The 21326-nt window shown below is 46.3% G+C and carries 13 protein-coding genes and 1 riboswitch; of the genes, 9 read left to right on the top strand and 4 right to left on the bottom strand.

Annotated elements, in window-relative coordinates; translation table 11 throughout:
* Positions 1-174 precede the first annotated feature (174 nt).
* From WFI24_RS24945 to WFI24_RS24935, 3 genes are all read left to right on the top strand, one after another.
* The gene (locus WFI24_RS24945; RefSeq protein ID WP_336764753.1) at positions 175-2568 is read left to right on the top strand and encodes an S-layer homology domain-containing protein; all 2394 of its coding nucleotides are present in this window, start codon (positions 175-177) and stop codon (positions 2566-2568) included.
* 201 nt (positions 2569-2769) lie between these two features.
* Complete coding sequence (locus WFI24_RS24940; RefSeq protein WP_336764752.1) at positions 2770-3897, top strand: transglutaminase domain-containing protein; 1128 nt, start codon at positions 2770-2772, stop codon at positions 3895-3897.
* Between the two features lie 164 nt (positions 3898-4061).
* Positions 4062-8582 (top strand): collagen binding domain-containing protein, encoded by a 4521-nt coding sequence (locus WFI24_RS24935; RefSeq protein ID WP_336764751.1) that lies wholly within the window; start codon positions 4062-4064, stop codon positions 8580-8582.
* A gap of 128 nt (positions 8583-8710) precedes the next feature.
* Here WFI24_RS24935 and WFI24_RS24930 read toward each other — a convergent pair whose 3' ends face one another.
* From WFI24_RS24930 to WFI24_RS24920, 3 genes are all read right to left on the bottom strand, one after another.
* Positions 8711-9352: a class D sortase gene (locus WFI24_RS24930; RefSeq protein ID WP_336764750.1), complete on the bottom strand. Its 642-nt coding sequence runs from the start codon at positions 9350-9352 to the stop codon at positions 8711-8713.
* 210 nt (positions 9353-9562) lie between these two features.
* Positions 9563-11044 (bottom strand): amino acid permease, encoded by a 1482-nt coding sequence (locus WFI24_RS24925; protein WP_336764749.1) that lies wholly within the window; start codon positions 11042-11044, stop codon positions 9563-9565.
* Positions 11045-11161: 117 nt separating this feature from the next.
* A riboswitch (Lysine riboswitch) is annotated at positions 11162-11377 on the bottom strand.
* 147 nt (positions 11378-11524) lie between these two features.
* A complete protein-coding gene (locus WFI24_RS24920; RefSeq protein ID WP_336764748.1) occupies positions 11525-12667 on the bottom strand; it encodes a virulence factor in 1143 nt (380 codons plus the stop codon).
* 242 nt (positions 12668-12909) lie between these two features.
* On the opposite strand from WFI24_RS24920, the gene WFI24_RS24915 reads away from it, so the two are divergent.
* Complete coding sequence (locus WFI24_RS24915; RefSeq protein WP_336764747.1) at positions 12910-13326, top strand: hypothetical protein; 417 nt, start codon at positions 12910-12912, stop codon at positions 13324-13326.
* 46 nt (positions 13327-13372) lie between these two features.
* On the opposite strand, the gene WFI24_RS24910 is transcribed toward WFI24_RS24915, so the two are convergent.
* Positions 13373-14071 (bottom strand): response regulator transcription factor, encoded by a 699-nt coding sequence (locus WFI24_RS24910; protein WP_336764746.1) that lies wholly within the window; start codon positions 14069-14071, stop codon positions 13373-13375.
* A 344-nt stretch (positions 14072-14415) separates the two neighbouring features.
* Here WFI24_RS24910 and WFI24_RS24905 point away from each other — a divergent pair, with 344 nt between their 5' ends.
* From WFI24_RS24905 to WFI24_RS24885, 5 genes are all read left to right on the top strand, one after another.
* Entirely contained in the window at positions 14416-17262 is a 2847-nt protein-coding gene (locus tag WFI24_RS24905) for a PAS domain-containing sensor histidine kinase (protein WP_336764745.1), read from the top strand.
* Positions 17263-17600: 338 nt separating this feature from the next.
* Positions 17601-18947 (top strand): cytochrome ubiquinol oxidase subunit I, encoded by a 1347-nt coding sequence (locus WFI24_RS24900; RefSeq protein ID WP_336764744.1) that lies wholly within the window; start codon positions 17601-17603, stop codon positions 18945-18947.
* On the top strand, positions 18944-19978 hold the full coding sequence (locus WFI24_RS24895; RefSeq protein ID WP_336764743.1) for a cytochrome d ubiquinol oxidase subunit II: 1035 nt from the start codon (positions 18944-18946) through the stop codon (positions 19976-19978). Before WFI24_RS24900 ends, WFI24_RS24895 begins: the two co-directional genes overlap by 4 nt.
* Positions 19979-19986: 8 nt before the next feature.
* Entirely contained in the window at positions 19987-20142 is a 156-nt protein-coding gene (gene cydS, locus WFI24_RS24890; RefSeq protein ID WP_336764742.1) for a cytochrome bd oxidase small subunit CydS, read from the top strand.
* Between the two features lie 71 nt (positions 20143-20213).
* Positions 20214-21260 (top strand): MBL fold metallo-hydrolase, encoded by a 1047-nt coding sequence (locus WFI24_RS24885; protein WP_336764741.1) that lies wholly within the window; start codon positions 20214-20216, stop codon positions 21258-21260.
* Positions 21261-21326: the final 66 nt, after the last annotated feature.

The raw sequence follows: 21326 nt of genomic DNA, 5'->3' as shown, positions 1-21326 counted from the left end.
TGGTTGGCGTTTTTTTTGCTGTTATGAGCAATATGCAGAAATTCACATTTGTAAAATTGCCCCGAAAACGACCATTAAAAAGGAAGCTTATGGTATCATAGGATAGACTGGCAATATTCATGCGAGGTTATTTGCTATGCATCTTTGTATGAAATTGAAGGGAGAGGTCCAGATTTGAGTTTGAATTGGAAGTTTAATGTACGTTTCAAAATGTTCACAGCCAAAGCTGCAACGGCAGCGATGGCAACACTGTTACTTGCTTCGCAAACACCAGGTTTTGCAGGCAGTGCATCAGCCGCGCAAGCAGAACAGTTGACTGAAGCGACAACGGGGGAAAATGAACAACTAGACGCAACGAGCAATGACGTGCCCGAGGGAGCGAAAATCTCATCCAGGCAAGCCAGTGAAAATATACTGAAGCTATTTCCTTTGTTAAAGAAAGCAACGATCTCATCTGCACGATTCGATTCACCTAATTCTTATCCACCGCCAGACTACAAGGCATGGGAGATCGGGTTCCAGATTACGCAAGGCAATCATACGTCAGGATTCAATGCAACCGTACATGCAGGCACAGGGGAAGTGTTAAGTGTACATTTGCCGTCGGATGTCATGGATAAGCATGTCACGGCATCGGATGTTAAGCTAACCAAAGCTGAAGCCGAAGAGAAGGCCGTGAACCTGTTGTACCAAGCGATTCCAGGTCTGAAAGATACAGAGTATGCTCCGCTTGGAGATCTGTATTCTTCTATTGAACAACAGTCATTATTCGGCAGAACAGAGTATCGATACGGTTACCAGTTGAAGCATGACGGGTTATTATCTGACGCAGAGACAGTCTACATAAATGTGGATGAAAGTGGTTTGGTGACAGGTTACTCACGAGGTACTACCTCAGCGAAGTATCCTTCATCGAAACCGGCAGCTTCGGAAGAGAAGGCGAGACAGCAGTTTGAAGAACAGTTCGATGTGGAGCTGGCCTATATCTCCAAAGATCGTCTGTCTTCCAAACAAGGCCAGCAGTATTATCTTGGCTACACACCAAAGACTATCAGTATCGTTCCGATTGAAGCCAATACGTTGGAACGGATTAATACATTAACCGGTAAAGCTGTGGATGAAGATTCTTTGCAGCAGGATACGAAGCTGAAAAGCGATGTAACTCCTTTTGTCCCGGCCAATGGTACGAGGTTAAATGTACAGCAGGCCGCCAATCGGGTGGCTACGAACTTTGATATTCCTAAGGGTTACAAGCTGGAGCACAGCCAATTAAGCAAGGGATTATATGCAAGTCCGAACAATCAGGTATGGAGTCTGAGCTGGAGTGATCGAAGTGCCAATATGTCCTATATGTTTATGCGGGATATCTCAGCACAGGTAGATGCAGTTACTGGACAGATCTACAGCTATACGATGATGCAACGAATGGGACCACAGATGGAGCAGGAGAAGCCAACTGAAGAGAAGGAAGGCAAAGGGGTAACCCGAAAGCAGGCTGAGAAACTGGCGATGGACACGGTCATTGCGCTAGTTCCAGATGCAACGGAGCAGTTCCGCCTATCTAACGTTATTGAGGTAGATGATGCACGTACCTTTATGTTCCAGCGTTATCTGAACGGAATTCCGGTTAAGGATGACACAGCACAAGTACAGGTGCTGAACAACGGAACGATTAACGAATTCTATACGCGTATTGCCGCAACGCCTGAACAACTGCCAGCAGAGAAAGAGCCTGCCATCAGTTACGAAGAAGCAAAGGCAATCTATCTGAAAGAGTTCAAGCTGGTTCTGGCGTACTCTCGTTACGGTGGATGGGGTATGAACAGCGGTGAAGTCATCCCGGTGGGAGTTAACCTAGCTTATATGCCTACACGAGATGAAAATTCGATCTATGGCAACTATGAAGTGCTGGATGCTAACACAGGAAAATGGATGTTGTTATATGGGGATACAAGCTCTGCAACCAAGGCGGATCCTACGGATATTTCCGGTCATGTCGCCGAAGCAGCTCTTCGTAATATGACACAACATGGCGTATTGCTCGCTGATGAGCAAGAACGTGTATTCCCGGATCGAGTGATCACCCGAGGGGATTGGTTTAACTATTTAGCAAGAGCCATTAATCCAAATATGGATATGTACTATAGTGGGGACGGAGATGACAAGCTGTATGCCGACGTTACACCTGACAGTCCGTATTATAAGGCGATCAAGGTTCTAATCGATCAGCGCTGGCTTGCCGGAGCGGACCCTGAACAGAATTTGAATCCGCAAGAAGAAATGACGCGTGAAGAATTGGCTGTGCTGCTCGTACGTATATTACGCTATGAGAAGCTGGCTGGATTTTACACGTTGCCATCGGATCTTCCCAACATCGCGGATGCCAGTGCCATTACGAGTAAGGGTGCTGTTTCCCTGAGTTTGAAGCTTGGATTGCTTCCTTCCATTGAAGGAAGATTTATGCCAGCACGCAAAGTGACGGTAGCCGAAGCGTCACAGGTATTGGAACGGCTAGCGAAGCTTCAAGGTAAAACAGATACGTTTATGAGTGGTAATCGGCTGTATTAAATGAGCAACCGCGCATATCATGCCCGTGTGAATCATAGGATGAGGATAACGGGTAATCGTGTTTCATTGAACTGAAGATCAAAGGGACCTTCCATAGAAGGTCTCTTTTGATTTGCTTTGACAAAACTAGAAGAATGACGACAGAGCCTTTTGTGATACAATAGGGCGTGAGAACTTTGCAAAGAGGGGTGGGTTCCTTTCATGGGCAAGAACGGGAAACGTATTATTACCATATTGCTGGCAGGCTGCCTGATTGCTGTAGCGTTGCCACGCACAGTTGATCTGGATCAGCTGTATGCCGCATCGGGAACATCAGATATCTCCACGACTACGGATCTGCGCCAGACCTTGCTTACAGCAATGTCACAGCGAACGGAGGAACTTGTTTTTACATACAAAGGCAATGTGAAAGGCCTCAAAAAACAATTGCAAACCTCCATCGATGAGGCAATGAAGAGTGACCCCTATATTCAATATACCGTTAAAAGCTATGCATTTAACTATAAAGGTTCCAATGTATCGGCCGAAGTACATGTGACTCTCTCCTACCGGGAGACCAAGGAACAGACCGATTATGTGAATCGTAAAGTCACGAACGTATTGAAAGAAATCATCAAACCCGGCATGACGGATCATGAGAAGGTCAAGGTCATCCATGACTGGATTGTGCTTAACCTTTCCTACGATACCTCTCTGAAGAAATATACGGCCTATGACGGGCTTGTTACAGGTAGTACCGTCTGTCAGGGATATTCACTGCTGGCATATCGGATGCTGGAGCGAGTAGGTATCGATAACCAGATTGTGGAAGGTACAGCGGGCGGGCAGCTTCATGCCTGGAATATCGTGAACCTGGACGGCAAGTGGTACCACATGGACACCACCTGGGATGATCCTACGCCTGACCGCAAAGGTAAGGTGAGCCACAGCTATTATTTGCTGAGTGATGATGAGATAGCACGTGACCATATCTGGACAGGCAAAAGCAAGTACCCTGCTGCGCCTGCCCCGTATCGGGAAGCTTTACTGAAGCTGGTGAAGGCCGGAGATAGCAAAAAAGCTGCCTATCAGAAGCTGTACCATGCTCTCGACTACTCCCTGTATGATGAACAGGATGCCGTTAAAGGCCATGCTGCGCTGAAGACCAAAGTTCAGAGTAAGCTGAAGGAAGGCGGTACCTCGCTGACATTCAGGTACAAGGGTACGGAGGCTAGGCTGATAGAAGATTTGCAGGATTTGTACCAGCTTGGCATGAAATCGATATCCTACTATGTGTCCAAAATGGAAGGGACCACGGATCTACGTGTCAAAATTAACTGGACATTATAATCATTGTGTTGAACAGGATGCTCCGCTTGAGGAGTGTCCTTTTTTTCGTCCAATTTTGTGTTTAATAACGAGGGTTTGGGCATTGTCTATTTTTTGTATATGTCGCTTTGCTATTCTATTCTTCGGCGCATGCCAACACTACGTACGAGGAGGATATGCAAAAAATGAGGAAAAAAGTGAGCATAGTGATCATTGCTCTGTTACTGGTCACGCAAATGATGCAGGGTTGGTTATTTACGCCAATCATGCATGCTCAGGATGAAATGACTAATTTGCCAGCAAGTGCAATGAGTGATACAGCATCAGAAGAAGGTTCCGCAGATTCGGGAGATGTGGACAACGTTGACGTTGCTGATACTCCGGAAGAAGAAGAGGAGGGGAACCTCAACCAGGGCAGTTTAGCCATAACAGCTGCAGGCCCGGTGATCACAGACCAATTGATTACCAGTGTGCAGATGTACAATCAGGCACCGGAAGACAATGGGAACGGCACAATTGAAATAAAAGGCGATAAGATCGAGGATATTCGTCCACGCATTCAGGATGAAGTGGCTGTAGTCTTTACATGGGGATTTGCAGATGACACTCATAACTATAGCGATGGCTCCACGTTTACCTTTAACTTGCCGGATAAATTCATCATTGGATCACAGCTTAAGGGCAATCTGGATGGCGGTGTTGGGGAGTATGTGGTGAATACAGATGGCACAATCATCTTTACTTTTAATGAACTGATCGAGCATGCCAAGCTGGAAGGCAACTTCTACGTGTGGATCAAGTTCGATGAGAGCAAGATGGATGATGGTTTGAAACAAAAAATTGACTTTGGCTCTGTAGGGCAAGGCATCATTGATGTGCACTTTGCCAATACAGCCACAGATAAATTAAAGAAATCGGGAACCGCAAACAAAAATAATTTCAACTCCGATGAAATTAAATGGACAGTAGATTTTAACCAAGGCGAGAAGGCCATGAAAAATGCTGTTCTTACAGATACGTTGCCAGCAGATCTGGAACTCAAGGGCAATATTGAAATTCGGGAATTGGAAGTCCAACTGAATGGAACTGTAAAAGAAGGTTTAGGGGTTCGAACAGAATCGCAATTTCCAATTCAATTGGGAGACACAGATAAGGCCTATCGTGTAACCTATACGACGAGTGTTAAAGCGCCGACCACTGCTCCGTTCAACAACGTGGAGTATCAAAATCAGGTTGCGCTTACTACGGATCAGAGCGAGCATAACGAAACGGATATTGGCCGAGTTCGTGTGAGTTTTAATGAGCCTTTGAACAAGTCAGGGCAAGATAGTGCGTATGATCCCGTGACACAGACGATCACATGGAAAGTACAATATAACTATAATCAGCAAGAAATCATGCAAACGAATGCATGGATTGAAGACCGTTTTGATACGGCAAAACAGAAACTGATCAACAATTCCGTCAAAGTGTACCAAGTGGATATTAATGCGAGCGGAGCGGCTTCGAACAGAACGCTGGTCAATCCGAATGAATACACACTTGAAGCGATGAATGCAGGGTTCAATGACGGCTTCAGATTACATTTTAAGAACGATATTACAAAGGCCTATGAGATCGAATATGACACACAATCCATCGACCGCGTCTACACGAATGATACCATTACGAACACAGTGAACATGTATGATGGTACTTCAAAAACAGGCCGGAAAGACATTCAGGAAGTCATTTTTGCAAAGAGTGTAAAAAGTGAAAACTTCAATACAAAAGAAATTGAATGGCAGATGGTGTTGAACCGTGATTTGCAGGACATGACGGATATCGTCATCACTGATCAATACGAAGGCAGACATATGAAACTCATTCCGGGCAGTCTTCAAGTGAGTGGTGTTAACCAAGACGACTTCGAACTGATTCCAGACCCGGCTGACCTAACGTATGAAAAAGGATTCTCACTTCGCTTGAAGGACGGCGTTACGCTCAGTACGGAGCATGTTATTACTTATAAGACAAGCTTCGATCCGACAGCAGGTATGCCAACAGATGATGAATATCGCAACTCGGCCAAGATCGATTGGGAAGAGTCTGATGTAAAACAGACTGCGATTACAAAATCTGCTGCGGTCAAACCGCAGGACTACACGATTCAAAATGGTAATAAGAAGGGTGAGTACAGCGCCAAAGATAAAACGATCACCTGGACAATCGATGTAAACTACAACTTGTTTGATATTCAGGATGCAATCCTCAAGGATGCTTACACTGGAGACCAATCTTTCGTAGAGGGCTCATTGAAGGTTCATGAGTTAGAATTACAGGGAGCCAATAATGTTACTGCTGTAGGTAGTGAGGTACCACTCACACCAGGTCAATTCCAGCTGAACCCGGATGGTAAAGGTTTTACGTTGGATCTGGGTAACATGGGCAAAATGGCTTATCGCATTCAGTACCAAACAAGTCTGGATGGACCATATTCCGTCGTAGGCGCTTATGCCAACCAGGCTGTTCTGACGGACGGTGAGGGCGGTGCCATACGATTTAATAGATCAGCCAGTGTTACACCTGCCAACGGTGGTGTATACGTGCGCAAAACAGGGAAGCAAGAAGGTACAACGGATAAAGCCTCATGGACGGTAAATATCAATCCAAGTCAATCTTATATTCCTGCGGGTACTCAATTAACAGATACCCTGTCGGAGAACCAAATTTTATTGGCTGATTCATTGAAATTATATGCAACCAATTTACCTGCCAACAATTCAGGCAATGTATCCACCAAAGCTGGACTTGTTGATCCGGCTGATTATGAATTGGATGTGGAGGGCAATACATTTACATTTACCTTCAAGAAAGATATCCATACTGCATTCATTTTGGAATATCAGTCTTATATTAATGCCGATCATGGCGCCCGAATTGAGAATAAGGTTGAATTTGCAGGCCAATCTTCCTCGGTAATCGGGGAAGGTAATCAGTCGGGAATCAAAGTTTCCTTGGCTGGAGCCGGTGGAGGAGCCTCCACAGGTCTGGGCAAGATCAGAATTCACAAAGTTAGTGATACAGGACAACCACTGGAGGGTGCAATATTTGCAATCTATAATGCGTCTGGAACTACGCTTCTGGAAACATTGAAACCGACGGACGAGAATGGAGTGGTTGAAAGCTCCAGAAACTATCGATTGAACAATCTGACGAGTGGCTTGCCTTACAAATTGAAAGAACTATCTGCACCGGCAGGATACTTGGTTGATCCGGAGTATGGCGCTGCTTCAGGCAAAACGATTGAATTCAAGGATGCGGATATCGCCTTTGAAATTGAAAATAAAAAGATTCGTCAAGGCTTTGAGTTAACCAAGGTAGATGCGGTGGACTCCTCCAAGACACTTAAGGGTGCAACTTTCGAATTGTACTCCAAGGACGGCGCAACCCGAGAGAAAATCGATGAGTTATCGACAGGAGAAGATGGGAAGATCGCCAAAGGAGGACTTTTGCCAGGGGATTATGAGTTGGTAGAAGTCGTAGCACCTGAGTTTTATCAATTGGATGCTACACCAATTCCGTTCACGATTGTAGAGAATCAGACGGAGATTATTACAATGACGAAGTCTAATGCAATGGGGACGGGTGGTAAACTTGTCGTTACCAAAGTAAATGCCAAGGATCGATCTGTATTAAGTGGAATTGAATTCGAACTGCATGATCCTTCCAACATTGTCATCGATACGAAAGTAACCGATCTGAATGGGGTCATTGAATTCGACGGTTTGGACTATGGCACATATACATTGGTAGAGACGAAGGCAGAGGGTTTTGTTATTGAACAACCTGAGACGCTAGTATCCATTACCAAACCGGATACCCAACTGACCATTGAAAATAAAGAAAATGATCGTTCTGTAAAACTGATTAAGTTCAACGCAAGCAGAACCCAGCATCTGCAGGGAGCTGTATTTGAATTACGTGCTCAAACTGCATTGATGGACGCAAATGGGAATTGGGTGTTCCATAAGGTAACAGGTCTGGATGAAGCGACATTGACCACCAATCAACAAGGTGAAATTGTACTTGAAGACTTGGATATCAACAAATATCAGTTGGTTGAGATAAAAGCACCTAACGGATATATCTTAGACACTACCCCAGTATCATTTGAAATTACGAGTACACAAACCGAAGTTGTAATTGTGGAAAAAACAAATCAGGCTATGCCGGTATCAGGTGGATCGAGTGGACCTTATAATCCGGGAACACCTAATACGGGGGTAACGCCGCCAGATCCGGATAAACCAACAACACCGGAACCGGAAACACCAGGAACGTCTATCCCAGGCACTGTTGTTACTGAACCTACTGAACCTACAGAACCTGGAGGCGGAACCGAAATTCCAACAGATGAAGATAACGGAGTAGCTCCTCCTTCACCTGGCGTTTCGAACGGTGATAACACTGCACCTCCAGCTGGGGATACAGAGACACCGGATGGGGATAGTGCACTAGCTCCTCCTACTGGAACGAACACAGATGGATCACAGGGCAATGAAAATTCTGCATCACAGCAAAACGAAAATTCTGGATCACAGGGAATGCTGCCACAAACAGGTGAAGAAAGCACACTGGCTTACACTGTTGCAGGCATGATGCTGATGGCATTAGGTAGTGCGGGATACATGTACTTCCGCCGCAGACAACTGCTGCAACGCTAGATCAAAACACGCAGTATAGCAGGTTCATCGTGGTTAGATAAAAATACCCTCTAGCAATCACTACGAAGACTTAGAGTCAACGTGTGAATATGCTAGAGGGTATTTTTTTGGATGAACCTTAGGGAGGTTCAGGTCCCGTTAACATTCGGATTCACTTCAATGGCTCTTACAATCAGCCGATGTGTTGGATTGATGAGTGGATCACAGGTAATCAAGGTGAGGACCTGTCCAAGTCCCGGGTCTTCCAGCACAGACAAGTCATTCGGCTCCACAACGGAGATTTGATCTACCCTGTATTGGATAATTGTTTGATCTGCCAGGGTGACTTTCATCGTATCCCCAATCTGGAGTTCTCCCAGGCGGTTGAACAGTCGTCCTTTTTTGTGGGCGCGATGAGCGGCTATGGCGGCATTACCTTTGTTCCCGATCCTAGTGGTTTCGACAAGATGGGTTGCGGCTACCTTCATGTTGTCTTCCGTTGCTCCCTCCAAAATGGGCAGACGGACATCGATCTTGTCAATCGACAGTACTCCCAGAGTATCTGAATTGGCTTCTTGCACTGCATTTGTACTATTCGTAGTCGGCTCGTTAGAAGCTGCATCCTGTATGCCTTGTTCAAAGGAGTGATTAAGTTTAGACAAGCCATTTTGCAACTGCTCCAGCTCGTTCATCACACGGGTTTGCTGCCAGTCATAATACGTTTCCCGCAGGAAAGGAAAACCGACGACCAGGATTCCCAGTAGAACGAGCAGGATAGATATTTTTTTCAATATGCCTCAACTCCCATTGTCCAAGAAAAATAATGTACCTTTCTATTTTACGTATGAATCTATACAAAATATGGACAGGAACGAAAGGGCATACAGGCATGTTCAGGTTGATAGCCGATTCCAAACAAAACATCCCCGTAGCGCTACAGTAGAAAGACTGCAGTGCTACGGGGATGTTTTATGATATAGAGTCCATTAAATATTACTTCGTTAGTGCTTATCAGCTGGTGAATCCGTAGGTGTGAAATCACATTCCTGCAGCGGCACCACTTTGGTCTTCTTGATCCATTTGTAACCTAGCCACAACACCAGGAACAGGGGTACGCTCAGGTAAGCGACGATTGCTCCGCTCCAGTCGATCTGGTCACCCGTGAATGCCTGATAGTTCTGTCCAATAATTACGATAATGCACAGAACAAAGGCAAAGATTGGCCCAAACGGGAACCAACGTGCGCGGTAAGGCAGATCGCTCAGATCTCTGCCTTGTGCAACGTAAGCACGACGGAAGCGATAATGACTTATGGCAATTCCAAGCCAAGTGATAAATCCGCACATACCGGATGCATTCAGCAACCAGGTATACACAATACCATCGCCGAACAGGGAGGCAAGGAATGCTAACATACCAACAGCTGTCGTGAGCAAAAGTGCATTCATTGGAATGCCTTTTTTATTCAGCTTGCCCAGGAAACGAGGGGCTTTACCATCTCGGGCAAGGGCATAGAGAACCCGGCTTGAAGCATACATGCCTGAGTTACCGGCAGAGAGTACTGAGGTTAGAATAACAGCATTCATCACGGAAGCTGCAATGGCGAGTCCAGCTTTCTCAAACACCAGCGTAAACGGGCTGACCCCGATATTTTCTAGATCTCCTTTGAGCAGATTCGGATGGGTATACGGAATGATCAGACTGATCACGGTAATTGCTAAAATGTAGAAAATCAGTATGCGCCAGAATACCTGACGAATTGCACGAGGTACGTTTTCACGCGGGTTTTCGCTTTCACCAGCGGCTACACCGATAAGCTCTGTACCCTGGAATGAAAATCCCGCAGCCATGAACACGCCAAGCACAGCGAAGAATCCGCCATGGATGGGCGCATCACCTATGGTGAAGTTGCTGAAGCCTACCGCTTCTCCGCCCATAATACCGAAGATCATGAGCACACCAACGGCCAGGAAGATGATTACGGTAGCTACTTTGATAATGGCGAACCAGTACTCGGACTCTCCGTAGCCTTTGACGGACAGGACATTCAAGGCAAAGATCAGCACGAGGAACAACAAGCTCCATAACATGGATGAACTGTCGGGGAACCAGTATTTAATGAGTACTGTAGCGGCAGCAAGCTCTGCTGCAATGGTTACCGCCCAGTTGTACCAGAAGTTCCAGCCCATGGCGAATCCAAGTGCTGGATCGACAAAACGTGCGGCATACGTATTAAATGAACCGGAGTCCGGCATAAAGGTCGCAAGCTCACCAAGGCTGGTCATCAGGAAATAGACCATGATGCCAACGGCCACATAGGCAATTAATGCTCCGCCAGGACCAGCGGTTGAGATGGCGGTACCACTTGCGAGGAACAGCCCGGTACCAATGGAGCCACCGAGGGCGATCATCGTCATATGGCGTGCGCGTAATCCTTTTTTCAGGGAAGGTCCAGTTGTTGTTGGGTTACTGCGGTCTTGCATGGAAACACTCCTTCATTCGATATACTGATGTTTTGCGATACTTGACTCCATAAACAAAAAAGACCACAGGCATCAGCCTGCGGTCTCTATATTCAATGTCCGCACCATGTCCCAGATGATTAAGATAGCTCAACACAGAAGAATTCATACCTCCATAAAAGGAAATATGTACTTCCGTGACAGTTCTGCGCCTTTCGACAGCAGCCCCAGCTCGCCGGACCGTATAAGGAACGTCCAGTAAGCTTCGGCGGGTGCACCTTTCGGCTGATATCATAAGCGGCTCCTAGCGCCTCCATCAGCGTACTGATCGCACCCGCGACCTCTACCTCACCATCAATGGATGAGGTGTATCTATTGTTTATGAAATTATAATCAACACAACGTAACACGATGTGTCCTGTTTAGTAAACAGACAATTAGTATAACGCGCATGGTTTTCCAGTGCAATAACAATTGTTGGATGTGAGGTCTGAGGGACCACTATTCCTCTTTCTTGTTACGGCCAGCCATCTGCTGCCATACCGTTCCAGCAGCCTGTTCCCCCGATTCGATTCGCTCCAGAGCCATCTTGGCCTGTAGGCTGACTTCAAATTCAGGATCATCGGCTGCAACACGCAAGGCTTGCTCTGCTTCTTCTGTTCCGACCTCATATAGAAAACGTGCAGCACGCCAGCGTACAAGTTTACTTTTATCGGATAACGTTGCTGTCATGGCTGGAGTAGCGGCAGGATCACCAATATCCGACAAGGTATCGCCGGCCGTACGGCGTACCGCAGGAGAACTGTCCTGGAGCGCTTCATACAGCAGTTCCATCGCTTCCGGTGTACGAATGTCACCCAGGTATACCACGGCCAAGCGGCGAATCTGCATTTTGTTGTCATGCAGGGCATGGGCTACGAGGGGCAATCTTTCTGCCGTAGGTTCCATGCCGTCAAACGCCGCATAGCGAACATTCCAGTCATCACTCCGAAGAGCCTCTTCAAGCTCGGCTCCATCCAATTCGCGACGGCGCTCAACGAACTCTTCTGATTTGGTGCCATGTTCAATGGCCTGTTGGATGACCTGCTCCAGTCGTTCCGGTGGGTAAGCGGCTTCGAGTTCCTGTTCAACTTCGCGTGCGATGTCCGGTAATTCGCCATATCGAACGCCATAATCACTCAGTTTGCGTTCTTTGATCATTGTCGCACTGGCGACTTCTGTCACGGCTTTGACAAAGCGGTCCGACAAGGAGATTCGTTCTTCCTTGACCCCGGCCTTAACCCTAATTTGCATGGGTACGCCTCGGAAGAACTGAACGAATACCTGTGCTTCTCCGAAGTGCTCGCCTGAGCTATCTTCGGATTCAATCCAGTCCAGATCGATGCCTTGCTGTCCAAGGCGATTTTGGACTTCGCCCAGAATGACGGACCAGTCTGCATTTCCTTTGCGATCAAGCGCCACAAAGTCTGTTGTGTGGAATACACTCTTTACGCCAGGAATATGAAGCATCTGGCGAATGAACGCCGGAGCGGATCGTTCGTTGTCCAACGTATATGTTCTACGAATCCCATCTTCCAGACGTTCATCGAGATGCAACATCATCGTATTTGGACTTGGCGTGGGCTCAATGGAAATAATATTCATCGGTGTAACCTCCTAAGATACCATATTCATCCTTAACTTCCCGTAAATTAAATCACACGGGTATTTCTCTATTTTACATCAATGTGCGTAATCTGCGAAATCATCCAGAAGAGACCTGGTCGTGACTGACACAGTATGTGAAGAATTGCGAAAATTGTTAACACTTCTTTCATGTTCACGCACAAACATTTTTAAACGAAAATTGACACAATAAGAGGAAGAATCAACTGGAGGTCATACCTATGGAACCTATTACCGTGCTCTCGGATGGAAAACGTTGTATTGCATATGAGAATATTATTCAATTGTTCAGGAATTGGATTGCCGATGCACCATCCGGTTCTGTGATACAAACGCACCGGGGAAGTTGGGAAAACTCCCGTTATTGTATTGTTGATTATCAGATTGCTGAAGAAGCGGTGTCAGCAGCCAATGCCATTCGGGCTTTTATGCCGCAGATTCCGTTGTTGGTCATTACGGATTTCAAATCGCTGATTCGGAAGCGACACCTGCAACTGATTACAGGTACAGGTGAGATGAAGATGATCCTCTGGAACGAGCAAGAACCGGATCAGCTGATCAAAGACATGGAACAGTGGCTGCATTCCTCTGTATATGAATCACAAATAGCCATACCTCCCATCTTATCCATGAGGTAAGAGAGGGATATGGCCAAAGGTTTTTAAATGTAATGTTACAATCGAATTAGATCACATATTTGTAGCCTGTTCCCCACACCGTTTTGATATAACGGGGGTTCTTGGGGTCAGGCTCAATTTTTTTACGCAGGCTTGAGATATGAACATCAATCGTTCGATCCAGATAGGCACGCTCTGAACCTTTGATCCGATCCATCAGCTCATTGCGGGTGAACACTTTGCCCGGATTCCTGTACAATTCCTTCATAATTTCAAACTCAATATGAGTGACCTCGATCTCAACCCCATCCACAAACAGGGTTCTTCTGTACTCATTTACATTTACATGTCCAGTAACTTCCGCCTGGTTGTCTTCTTTAGCCGGTTTATCCTGATAGGAAATGATGGATCTGCGCAGCAGGGCTTTAATTCTGGCGTCCAGCTCTTTGAGGCTGAATGGCTTGCACAGAAAGTCATCCGCACCATTATGTAAAGCGCGAAGTCGATCATTCAGCATCGTGCTTGCTGAGATCATTAGAATCGGCACGGTGGAGTGCTGGCGAAAGGCTTCTACAAGAGCATTCCCATCCGTTTCAGGAAGCATCAGATCCGTTACAACAATGTCTGGCTGGAATTGTGGGAACAGTTGAAGTGCCTCGTGGGCATGATGAACCCGTTCCGTGATGTATCCTTCCTCCTCAAGAAAGAAAGCAATCATGTCAGCCAGATTTTTCTCGTCTTCTATAAGAAGTACTTTGATCGTCATAGGGTCACACTCCTGGTGAAAATAATGTGTTAAGAAAATACTAAAAAAAAGCTGTGATTTGCTAAAAAATACTGCAAAATTTTTAATGTTTCTATCCCAGAATATAGGATGTATATGTAGACAGGAAGCAGGCTTTTTAGATGAACTTCAATATTTTAGCATGAATGCAGTTTGATTGCCGAGCGATCAGAATTTCCCAAAGCTACATCAAGTGATAATTACAGTATAATGGATCAGAACGATTTGAGGGGAAAAAAGTAGATTTGTATCCGCTTAAGTTTATAGGGGGAACCAACGTTGTTGTTAAATACAGAACAAAAAGTCAGCCGTGAGGGCAGTTGCTTATGGATCGTATAAAGGCAAGCCAACTGCTGGAGTGGGTCGTGCTGAAGCTAAGGATACCCTGGTTTGGAACCAGCATTCTGATCGTTCTTGGCTCACTAAGTACTATATTTCCACTTACCTTATTCTATGGTGTACAGTTTATGGTTGGCAGCGCAGCAGCACTCATCGCTCTTCGTTTGCATGGGGCTATCTATGGATTCGTCACTCTTACAGTCATTCATCTGCTAAATACCGCCATTGTCGGCTTCGAGCCGCGGAACTTAACGGTAATGATTGCGCATTTCATTGAACTGATCTGGATGCTCGGTTGGCAATTGCGTTGGAAGAATGGCAGCCTAATCAAGGCTAATGCTGTCTTCTGGGTAGTCATGCTACTTCCCGTCATCTATTGCGGACATTATCTATTGGGCCTGAATATAGAAGATTTGAAGTATGAGTATATGTATATTGCCGTGATTGGCATGGTGAATGCACTGATCGCGGGTATTGTGGTGGACTTCTGGATTACCACGGGGGAGCACAAATCAAAGCGCACAGGAACCATTCCACTCACAAGAATTGCATTTAAATACGTAGTCGCCTTTGTGGTGTTTGTTTCTCTCCTATTGTTATCCGCAGATAGCCGCAGACAATTGAGTCAAATGAATGATGCCATTATACGTGATATGAAACATGCAGCAAATGCCGTTGTCCAGGATCTGGACGAACAGTATGTTACCTCGGAGAATATGGATCAGAACATGGCGCGGTACCATCATCTATTGGGTGTGAATTTGATTCTGCTGGATCGGAATGATACAGTCGTCGCTTCTGGTTTGAATACACTGCAGGCTGGCGATTACCTGGACATGGATAGATACAGTCTCCTTAAGTCGAAAGATAACCTTATTCTGTTAAGCTCCGAGAATATCCATTACAGCGATGTATTGAATCACTGGAAACAGGCATCTTTCATCTATGAAGCGGAGATGACAGATGTAACACCTTATCGGGTATTCATTGAGACCAGCTCAACCAAGTATTATCCCCGAATAGAAACGATCTACCTGTCCACGTTGCAATCCCTGTTCATCATCATCGTTGCTTCCATGATTGTGGCGGCTCCTCTGAGCAGTAAGGTCGTTAGTCCACTGTTAAGACTAACCAGGATGACAGGTTCTCTTCCGAGGTTGCTGTTTCGAAATGGGAAGATGGAGTGGCCAACGAGCCATGTAACCGAAGTGCAGATTCTTATTGGTAATTTGCGCAAAATGTTTGATGTACTGCTGGAACAATTCGAACAGATTCGTCACGATAAGTTAACGCTAGAAGACAGGGTCATAGAGCGGACCAAGGAACTCAAGAATAGTGAAGAAGTCAAACGTGCAATTATTGAATCGTCGATCGATGCGATTATCGCTGTGGACTCCAATGGAATCATCGTTGAGTTTAATCCGGAGGCCGAAAGAATGTTTGGATTGCTTCGGGAAGAAGTGATCCTGATGAAGGAAGCACCGTCTCTTTTTCAAGGGGCAAGCTGCATGGAGATTAAGACAATGCTGGAGCGATTCGAATATGTTGAAGGCAAGAGATACACGATCGTAGAAGAAATTTCAGGTATTCGCCGGGATGGTTCCGTCTTTCCGATTGAGTACAAAATTGTTGAAATTCAGCTCGGCAAGAATGAGACGTTATATAACCTGTTTATTAAGGATATTACGGAGCGAACAAGAGCAGAAGAAGACCGTGTACGTCATGCCCTTGCGCTGGAGAAGCTGAATTCGGAGCTGTTACATGAAAAGATTGCCATCCAGGAACAGCGAGATATCAGTGAGCAATTTATAGAATCCGTTCGGGAAGGGCTCGTCATGTCAGATCGATCAGGCACCATAACCATCGTCAACCGAAGGATAGAAGAGATGTTTGGTCAGGGTAATTTCCTGGGCAGGTCCATTGAAGACTTGGCTCAGGCGATTGATACGATGGTATTGACGGATAACTTCAATCTGTTGGAACAGACGAAGGCGTTCCTGGATGGAGAAACGGCATTTATCGAGACTGAATTTATTTTTAACAATATGGAGAAAAGTTTATTTTCCTTGTATATGAAACAGATGGACGTTCCGGGTAAAAATCATGGATTCCTGCTGGTATTCCGTGATCGGACAGGGGAAGAACGGCTGGATCGGATGAAGAATGAACTGATCAGCGTGGTATCCCATGAGCTTCGAACACCTGTAGCGACCATTATGGGATATGTGGAATTAATGATGATGTATGACCTACCGGCAGCTCAACGGCAGGAATTCATGGAGACCATCTCCTCGGAGGGCATGAGGTTGAGCAGTCTGCTGGATGATGTGCTTGATATTCAGCGCCTCGACAATGAAGGTATGACCTACCATATGACCTATGTGCCGCTGGTTGAACTAGTAGAAGGTGTAGTAGATCAGTGGAATATGAAGTCTGTTCAGCGCATCCATGTTCATACGTTTAATGGGGACTTTTTTGCTTATGCTGACCAGAACAGGATGGTTCAGGTTCTTCATAATCTGGTGGGTAATGCGGTCAAATACTCACCGGGAGCCGACCGAATTGATGTTACACTATGGGAAGAAGAGGAATGGTTATGTATCGACGTGCGTGATTACGGAATAGGTATTGACGAGAAAGAGAAAGACATGCTGTTCAACAAATTCTATCGTATAGATAATTCGGATCATCGACAGATTGGTGGAACAGGAATCGGGTTGTACATTTCCCGCAAAATTGTAGAGGATCACAACGGTACACTGTCCTTCATATCTGCACCCGACAAAGGAAGCACGTTCAAGGTTCGACTGCCGAAACAGGATGTGCTGCTCTGAACATAATGATTAGGAATGAAGAAGCCTTTACCTTTCGACGCAAAAGCGTCATGAGAGGTAGGGGCTTTTTTTGTTTTTTCAATGTCCCGGATAAAAAAAACTATTCTTTTGCACACTGTATATAGAGCCATAATTTGCATCCCATGCCAAAGGAGGACGTCGGCAATATGTTTCGTAAACAAGAGAAAACACTCATCATCGTCTGTCTGGTAGCAGCTGTGGTTGTACTGTATGCCGTGGTGAAAAGCATCATCCGAATCATGAGTTATTGAGCTACATGTTCAAGCAGAGTGATCTGCTGTCGTACATAAACGATTACGTGAAAGAGGAGTGTAACCATGTCATCCCTGGATCCTGTTTTGCTCAGCCGAATATTGACTGGTCTTACCTTGTTTGTGCATATCATTTTTGCCTCCATTGGTGTAGGTGTTCCACTTATGATTGCTTTGGCCGAGTGGCGAGGGCTGCGAACCAATGATATTCATTACACCTTGCTGGCACGCCGTTGGGCGCGAGGTTTTGTCATCACGGTTGCCGTTGGTGTTGTTACAGGTACCTCTATCGGATTACAGCTTAGTTTGCTGTGGCCGATGTTTATGCGAGTCGCGGGTCAGGCGATAGCCCTGCCGCTGTTTATGGAGACGTTCGCTTTTTTTATCGAGGCGATCTTTCTTGGGATTTACCTCTATACGTGGGATCGTTTCAAAAAGAAATATACGCATATGCTGCTGTTGATTCCGGTAGCACTGGGATCATCCGCCTCTGCGATCTTCATTACAACGGTGAATTCCTTCATGAACCAGCCTCAGGGATTCACCCTGATTAATGGCATCATGAAGGACATCCATCCGATTGCTGCGATGCTGAATCCAGCGACACCTACCAAGGTGTCCCATGTACTCGCCTCATCGTACACCTTGAGTGCCGGTGTCCTGGCGGGCATAGCCGCGTTCAGTCTGCTTCGGGGACGGGATCATGTGTATTACAAAAAGGCACTTAAACTCACGACGGTGTCTGCGCTCGTCTTTGCGATCAGTACCGTCATGATCGGAGACTCCTCCGGTAAATTTCTGGCGAAATATCAGCCGGAGAAGCTGGCTGCCGCAGAGTGGCATTTCAAGACGATGAAGAAGGCACCGCTCGTCTATGGCGGTATTCTGGATGAGAACAATGAAGTGAAATACGCCATTGAGATTCCCTATGCTCTTAGCATTTTGGCAGGTAATCGTCCCGATACGGAAGTGAAAGGTCTCGAAGAATATCCTGCGGATCTGAGGCCACCATTGTCTATTCACTATATGTTCGACCTGAAAGTCACAACCGGAGTGATCATCCTAATGATTCCTGTGTTATATGTGCTGCGTCGATGGTTGCCAGGGCGTAAGCCATATCCCAAATGGCTGCTGCTCGGTATTGTCTTCCTGGGGCCTCTGGCCATGATTGCAATCGAGCTGGGGTGGATGTTCGCCGAAGTCGGCAGGCAGCCCTGGATTTTACGTGGGTATATGAAGGTGTCGGAAGCGGCCACGACGTCAACATCGGTAGGATGGATGCTGGTGTTGTTCATCTTGCTGTATCTAATCCTGTGTTTCTCGTGCATTCGGGTACTCAGCAAGCTGTTCCGTAACAAGGAAGCAGAGAAGGAGCTGGAGACGCTGGGGCTTGAAGGAGGGATCGTGCATTGAGTTTTGAAATTGCAGGTATCGCGATATTGTGGACGTTTTTGTTCGGTTACCTGATCGTTGCTTCGATTGATTTCGGTGCCGGATTTTTCAGCTTTTACAGCATCTTGACCGGGCACGAGAACAAAATTCATAACATCATTCAGCGCTACCTGTCTCCCGTGTGGGAAGTGACGAATGTGTTCCTGATTTTTTTTGTGGTCGGACTGGTCGGATTTTATCCGGACAGCGCCTTTTATTACGGGACAGCCTTGCTGGTTCCGGGTTCCTTGGCCATTGTACTGCTTGCGATCCGGGGCGTGTATTACGCCTACAATACCTATGGCAATCATGGGAAGAACAGCCGGATCTACATGGCACTGTACGGAGCAACGGGATTGCTTATTCCAGCGGTGTTCTCCACCATTTTGGCCATATCCGAAGGCGGGATCATTGAGCAGGTGGGCGATCAGGTATTTTTTCGCTGGCGTGAATTTTTGACGAATCCCTATACCTGGTCGGTTGTATTGCTTGCACTGGTCAGTGTGCTTTATATCTCGGCGATGTTTCTGTCCTATTACGCCAAGCGGGCGGGGGATGAGCCGGCATTTGAGGTACTTCGAGAGTATGCGTTACTCTGGAGTTTGCCTACCATTTTTGCGAGTTTTCTGGCTTTTCTGCAGATTAACAAACAGAATCCCGCACACTTTGAGCAGATGTTGAATATCTCTTGGATGTTCATTGCTTCGTTTATTTGTTTTGTCATTGCCGTGTCGTTGGTGTGGAAAAGTAAATATCTAGGTTGGTGCTTTATCGCTGTCATGCTTCAGTTTGCTTTTGCCTGGTATGGTTACGGGCGATCCCACCTTCCGTATATTCTGTATCCTTACATTAATATTTACGACAGCTTTACGAATCGTACGATGGGGATTGCGTTGATTACAGCGTTCAGCCTGGGGCTACTTGTGCTGATTCCTTCGCTTGTGCTGATTATGAAGTTGTTCTTGTTTAATGCGAATTATGTACGCGGTAATTCTGGTAATAAGAAAGGATGAGTCCGTTCATGGTCCTGACTGAAGGAGTCACTGGCATACCCGGTATAACCGGATTGAGCTTTTTTGAGACATTCACCATTATGTACGCCCCACCTCTGATCATCGCAGCTGCTATTGTTTTTCTGTTTGTATACCTGGCCGTATATAAGAACCCGAAGGATTGATTGGCTGGTACGTCCATTCCCGTTTGGGGTAATCTCTTGTTAAGAAATGAGGAAGGGAGGAGGGCCCTTTCATGCCGAAAATCCGTTATAACAATATTGATAATGTAAGTACGGACAAAACGCTGAAGGAATTCAAGCAATGGAGGGAGCAGCGGCGCAATAAAGTGAAGGACTACTCCTACACCGTGCCCAAACACCCGCCTGAACTGGATTATCTGCATGCCAACCGGGATGAAACAAGTATTACCTGGATTGGTCACTCCACGTTTTTTATTCAATATTATGGATTGAACATCGTGACTGACCCGGTGTGGGCCGAGAAAATGGGATTTCAACGAAGGCTCGGCGCCCCCGGCATTCCGATTCAGGATATTCCGCCTTTGGATGTCATTCTGATATCCCATTCCCACTATGATCATCTGCATCTGGCTTCCTTGCGCAAGCTGATTACAGCCAAGACGTTGCTCATCGTACCCGATGGTCTGAAGCGCAAGATGATCCGCAAAGGATTCCATCGATGCCAAGAGATGAAGTGGTGGGATCATATGACACTTGGCGGAGTCAAAATAACCTTTGTCCCTGCACAGCACTGGACGCGCCGAACGCTGTTCGATACCAATACGTCCCATTGGGGCGGGTATGTGTTGGAACCCAACCATTTGGCAACGACATCAGCAGTGGAAAGTGCTGTAACAACGAGCGATCAGGATGAATCATCCAATGAATCCGGAAAGAACGGAACATCCAAATCATCAGGCGGTCCGCCTGTGTTATATTTTGTGGGGGATACAGGTTACTTCCAGGGCTTCAAAACGATTGGAGAGCGCTTTGACATTGGTGTTACCCTGATGCCCATCGGTGCCTACGATCCGGAATGGTTCATGACTTCTCAGCATGTGACACCCGAAGAAGCGCTGCAGGGGTTCGTTGAGTCCGGTTCACAGCTCATGGTGCCGATGCATTACGGCACATTCAAGCTGGCGGATGATACGCCCAAGGAAGCGCTGGATCGGCTCGAAGTCGAACGTGAGCGACTAGGCATTGGTCCAGAGCGGATTCGGGTGCTTGGTCATGGCGAGACACTTCGAATCAGGCATGAGGACGGTAAACAGGACTAACAAAAGTGAGCCAAATATGTTAATGTAGGGTTATACCCGCATGAACAGTACATTTACCAAATCTTT

This window comes from Paenibacillus sp. USHLN196 (genome assembly GCF_037144955.1).
GTDB classification, from domain to species: domain Bacteria; phylum Bacillota; class Bacilli; order Paenibacillales; family Paenibacillaceae; genus Paenibacillus; species Paenibacillus xylanexedens_C.
Note: the sequence above shows the minus strand (reverse complement) of the source record. Positions and strands in the feature narration are given on the sequence as shown.

Coding starts and splice junctions, on each gene's coding strand:
- WFI24_RS24935 (WP_336764751.1), top strand. CDS start 4,062: ATGAGGAAAAAAGTGAGCATAGTGATCATTGCTCTGTTACTGGTCACG.
- WFI24_RS24925 (WP_336764749.1), bottom strand. CDS start 11,044: ATGCAAGACCGCAGTAACCCAACAACAACTGGACCTTCCCTGAAAAAA.
- cydS (WP_336764742.1), top strand. CDS start 19,987: ATGGTCCTGACTGAAGGAGTCACTGGCATACCCGGTATAACCGGATTG.
- WFI24_RS24885 (WP_336764741.1), top strand. CDS start 20,214: ATGCCGAAAATCCGTTATAACAATATTGATAATGTAAGTACGGACAAA.
- WFI24_RS24905 (WP_336764745.1), top strand. CDS start 14,416: ATGGATCGTATAAAGGCAAGCCAACTGCTGGAGTGGGTCGTGCTGAAG.
- WFI24_RS24940 (WP_336764752.1), top strand. CDS start 2,770: ATGGGCAAGAACGGGAAACGTATTATTACCATATTGCTGGCAGGCTGC.
- WFI24_RS24920 (WP_336764748.1), bottom strand. CDS start 12,667: ATGAATATTATTTCCATTGAGCCCACGCCAAGTCCAAATACGATGATG.
- WFI24_RS24900 (WP_336764744.1), top strand. CDS start 17,601: ATGTCATCCCTGGATCCTGTTTTGCTCAGCCGAATATTGACTGGTCTT.
- WFI24_RS24915 (WP_336764747.1), top strand. CDS start 12,910: ATGGAACCTATTACCGTGCTCTCGGATGGAAAACGTTGTATTGCATAT.
- WFI24_RS24910 (WP_336764746.1), bottom strand. CDS start 14,071: ATGACGATCAAAGTACTTCTTATAGAAGACGAGAAAAATCTGGCTGAC.